5 protein-coding genes are annotated in these 3983 nt (G+C 64.6%); 2 read left to right on the top strand and 3 right to left on the bottom strand.

Translation table 11 applies throughout. The features are described from left to right. Positions 1-48 precede the first annotated feature (48 nt). The 3 genes from GY937_23505 to GY937_23495 are packed head-to-tail and all read right to left on the bottom strand — an operon-like array spanning position 49 to position 2018. Positions 49-264, bottom strand: a complete 216-nt coding sequence (locus tag GY937_23505; GenBank protein MCP5059682.1) for a hypothetical protein — start codon at positions 262-264, stop codon at positions 49-51. A gap of 21 nt (positions 265-285) precedes the next feature. After that, positions 286-555, bottom strand: a complete 270-nt coding sequence (locus GY937_23500) for a hypothetical protein (protein MCP5059681.1) — start codon at positions 553-555, stop codon at positions 286-288. Between the two features lie 11 nt (positions 556-566). Further along, positions 567-2018, bottom strand: coding sequence for a thioredoxin family protein (locus GY937_23495; protein ID MCP5059680.1), 1452 nt, complete (start codon positions 2016-2018; stop codon positions 567-569). 75 nt (positions 2019-2093) lie between these two features. Here GY937_23495 and GY937_23490 point away from each other — a divergent pair, with 75 nt between their 5' ends. Continuing rightward, complete coding sequence (locus GY937_23490) at positions 2094-2900, top strand: crotonase/enoyl-CoA hydratase family protein (GenBank protein MCP5059679.1); 807 nt, start codon at positions 2094-2096, stop codon at positions 2898-2900. A 54-nt stretch (positions 2901-2954) separates the two neighbouring features. After that, positions 2955-3482 carry an alpha/beta hydrolase gene (locus GY937_23485; protein MCP5059678.1) on the top strand — a complete coding sequence of 176 codons (528 nt, stop codon included), beginning with the start codon at positions 2955-2957 and terminating at the stop codon, positions 3480-3482. The last annotated feature ends 501 nt before the right edge of the window (positions 3483-3983 follow it).

The following is a 3983-nucleotide window of genomic DNA, read 5'->3' as shown; positions in this document are numbered from 1 at the left end:
GCCCGTCAACAAGTCAATTGTAAACCCCGTCCCCGCTGGTTGACTCTTCTAGGTGGTGAGGCCGGTGACGATTTTTTCGAGGACACCGTCGGCAAGAGCCTGGAGTTCTTCGTTCGTGCGGTCCTGGATCGGGTGGGCGACGAACACGCCTACCGGGTTGGCTCCGAGGGCTTTGGCCTGGGCGTCCGCGGCGTCGGTGAATTCTTCTGTGGCGATGAACACGGAGGGGAGGCCCCGCGTCTCCAGATCGGTCGTATCGTGCAAACTGCACGTCGTGCAGCTGCCTCAATCGGCGAGGGCTTCGACGGCCGCGTCGCAATGAACTGCGATCTCATGACGCAGATCGACCGGTGCCGGCTTCGTGAAGGTCGGCTTCTTGTATCGGATGACACTCGCGCCCCGTTTCTGCAGCCCCTCCTCGAGCCGATCCAGGAACACGTCTCCGCGCGGCTTCGAAATATCGAGCAGGCCGATCGTCCGGCCATCGAGAGATTCGAGGCGTGGGGCCGGCTGCCGGATCGACGGCGAATGCTCGTCGGTAGGGTCCAAGAGGATGCGAGCTTCAGTCACGGCTTGATCTCCTGATTGACGGCCTGGCTGCCTTCGGGGCCGGTGAGCCAGCCCCCGAACACGGTCGAGAACAGGCCTGCGCCGCTTCCGGCGAATACGATGTGGAAGGCTTCCGGCCGGAACTTGGGAAGCTGGACTTCTTCGGCGCCCGGCGGAAGCGGAAGGCCCTCGGCGATCCCCTCGGCGCCCCGCATCACGTCCCCGCCGCGCATGATGAGTGCCGCGGCCAGTTCTTGCTTGAGCTTCGCCTTGGTCCAGCCTGCTTCGCGAAACACGCGGCCGTGCTCTGGCCCGATGACCATCAGGGCCGAGAGCGCCACGCCCATCTTGGGGTGATGCACCGCCTTCAAGCAGGCGGCCATGCTGCGCACCAGGGAATCGGGTTCGCGGGAGAGCTGATCGACGATCAGCCGCGGGCCTTCGCAAGCGAAGACGGTCACCGTGTTCGTTCCGGTGGCTGCGCCGAAATCTGCCGAGAAGGGTTCCCAGGGTGAGCCTTCCTCGTCTTCCGCGAAGCACATGCCGAGTTTGCCGGGGTGGCCGAAGGTGGAGCGGTCGATTTCGCCCGGGCGGCTCCCGCCGATATTGCGAATCACCAGCTGGAGTGCCCGCCCGATCGTCGCGTTGGCGCGATTGCCCGGCGAGAGCACCGCCACGCCGGAGTTCATTCCGACTGCATGTCGGATCGGCCCGTTGACTACGGTCAGCGGCACGCAACCCATCGTCGTAGCTTGCACGCCGTGCATGTTGAACGTGTCGTTGCAGACCGCCTCGACCGCAGCGAGCACGATGGGAAGGTACTCGGGCTTGCAGCCCGCCATGACGGCGTTGATCGCAACCTTCTCGACGGTTCCCTCGACGAGGGAGGGCGGTACGATCGCGACGATCTCGGCCGGGGCGCGGGTCGTTCCTTCGAGCATGGCCATCACCCGGGCCTCGGTCGGTGGGACCACCGGGAGCCCGTCGGTCCAGCCCCGCTCGAAGATGGCCTCCTGCTCATCCTCGAGGGCAGCCAATTCGACGCGTCGCGAGCGAAGCACACCGCCCTCGAAGCGCAGCCGGAGTTCCGGCTCGCGGGTCGGATCGACGGAAAGGGATCCGCAGCCCGGCCGCCAGTCCACGAGCCCGGCGCCGAGGCCGGAGACGCCTGTGAGTTCTTCCCAATCGCCGCGGTGCCAGCCGAGCGCGCGAGCGGCCTCCTTGCCGTTCTCGACGCGCAGCAGGGTCGGCACCGCTTCGATGGCATGGTGCCAGGAGCGCTCGAGATTCGTCTCATCGACGGCGTCCATGCCTTCCGGGAAGGCCGGGTCGTCCTGGGTGAGGATGGTGAGGCCAGGGCCTGCGGCGAGTTCCGCCAGAACCGGAACGACGAGTTCGCAGGTCGGGCAATCGCGCTTCACGAACACGACGAGGCCGTCGGGAAGCGGAGCCTGGGACGGATCGGGCATGGGGTGCTCCCGGAGGGAAGCGTCGATTGTGCCATACTGGCAGTCCCCGTGTCACATCAAGGAGAGCCCCTTCCCATGGCCAATGAAGAGCGCGTTCGGATCGAGACGATCGACGGCATCGCCGACGTCCGAATGGTCCGCGGCGACAAGATGAATGCAGTCGATCTCGACATGTTCGTGGCGCTGATCGACGCGGGGCTCGAGATCGCGGAGGACAAGAAGATTCGCGCTGTCGTTCTCTCCGGAGAAGGACGAGCTTTCTGCAGCGGGCTCGATATCCCCAGCCTGATGAGCGGTGGTGTGGATCGGAGCGGCCCCAACCTTCTCGACCGGACGCCTGAGAGTCCGGCCAATATCGCCCAGCGCTGCGCCTGGGTCTGGCAGGAAGTGCCCGTCCCCGTGATCGCTGCGGTGCACGGCGTGGCCTACGGGGCAGGGTTTCAGATCGCGATGGGCGCCGACATCCGCTACGTCGCCCCGGACGCCCGGCTCTCGATTCGCGAGTCGCATTGGGGGCTGATCCCGGACGTCGCAGCCACCCAGACGGCGCGGCACGTCGTGGGGCTCGATGTACTGAAGGAGTTGACCTTCACGGGTCGGGTCGTCTCGGGAACCGAGGCGAAGGAGCTGCGCATCGCAACCCATCTGAGCAACGAACCGCATGCCGATGCCATGGGCCTGGCAAAGGAGATCGCGAGCCGCAGCCCCCACGCGGTGCGCGCTGGCAAGCAGCTCTGGAATCATGCATTTCAGGGAACGATCGAGGAGGGCCTGCATCTGGAGACCGAGCTGCAGAAGCAGCTCCTCGGTTCGCCCAACCAGATGGAGGCGGTCAAAGCCAACATGCAGAAGCGGGAGCCGGAGTTCGAGGATCCCAAGTGATCTCCACCCCCTCCGGCGGGCAACCGAACCACGAGAACGAGTGAGGGAGTGACCATGGGCCTGGAGATCTTGTTGGGCCTGGTTGTCGTCGCCATCGCTTTCGGGTGGCTCGCGCGAACCCATCTCTACCGATCGGATCTGGTGGCCTTCGACGAGCCGCGGGAAACCCCGTTTTCGGAGCGAGCGGAACCGAGTGAAGGTCACGCGGATGTTCTGGCGCGCATCCGAACCCTGAGCGATGGCGGAGGCATGGGCAAGAAGCGCTTGCGTGCCCTTCGAACACAGCTCGACACGTTATTCGATCTGGATGACCTGCCGGCTGAAGTCCGATCCGCCGGCGCGGATCACTTCTCCGCGGAGTGGGTGCTCGCTCCGGGCGCCGATCCCGACCGCCGGCTTCTCTACGTGCACGGAGGCGGTTTTGTCGTTGGCAGCCCCAGGAGCCATCGCACGTTGACCGTGAAGCTCTCGGAGTTGGCAGGAGCCGCTGTTCTCGCCGTGGACTACCGCTTGATGCCGGAACACCGCCGTGCGGAATTCTGCAATTACCTCCGGAGAAATTTTCCTTTTTCTTGGAGATAAGCGTCAATTCACCCGGTTCTTCGCAATAAGAACATTTTGGTTCATCCAAGAAGATCGAGGGTTTAAGCTGGGTTTTCGCTCAACGACTGGGTAGTAGATGTTCCGTCTTGTGATGGTCTGATAGTCTACTTTGCCACTGGAAGGTCACCACAGAGGTGCTCTGCATGTCAATCTCCAGGTGACGGGGCGCCAGACTTGTCCAGTCGATTGGGGAGCCCCACGGGGGCCGCACCACGACCTTGGGCGGCGTGATGACACGAATCCCGGTCAAGCGGGGCAGGGCGACCCAGTGCCCGGCTTCAGGACCGGGCCGCTGGTGTCACACTTGGATATCACTTCACCCGTGCGCCCGGGAACGTGCGACGTAAGCGGCCAACCTCGGACGTGGTTGCGGTCCGTATCGCGGGATCTCAGCCTGTGAGCGGGCCGAGAGGTGAGTCGGCGAAGTTCTCTTTCCAAAGCCGGGGCGTGAGTTCGGAGACCCCAGCCTGAGGGTGGACG

The organism is bacterium (assembly GCA_024228115.1).
Classification (GTDB): domain Bacteria; phylum Myxococcota_A; class UBA9160; order UBA9160; family UBA6930.
The sequence above is the reverse complement of the archived record's forward strand: the minus strand, read 5'-3'. Positions and strand labels throughout refer to the sequence as shown.

Coding starts and splice junctions, on each gene's coding strand:
- GY937_23485 (MCP5059678.1), top strand. CDS start 2,955: ATGGGCCTGGAGATCTTGTTGGGCCTGGTTGTCGTCGCCATCGCTTTC.
- GY937_23490 (MCP5059679.1), top strand. CDS start 2,094: ATGGCCAATGAAGAGCGCGTTCGGATCGAGACGATCGACGGCATCGCC.
- GY937_23495 (MCP5059680.1), bottom strand. CDS start 2,018: ATGCCCGATCCGTCCCAGGCTCCGCTTCCCGACGGCCTCGTCGTGTTC.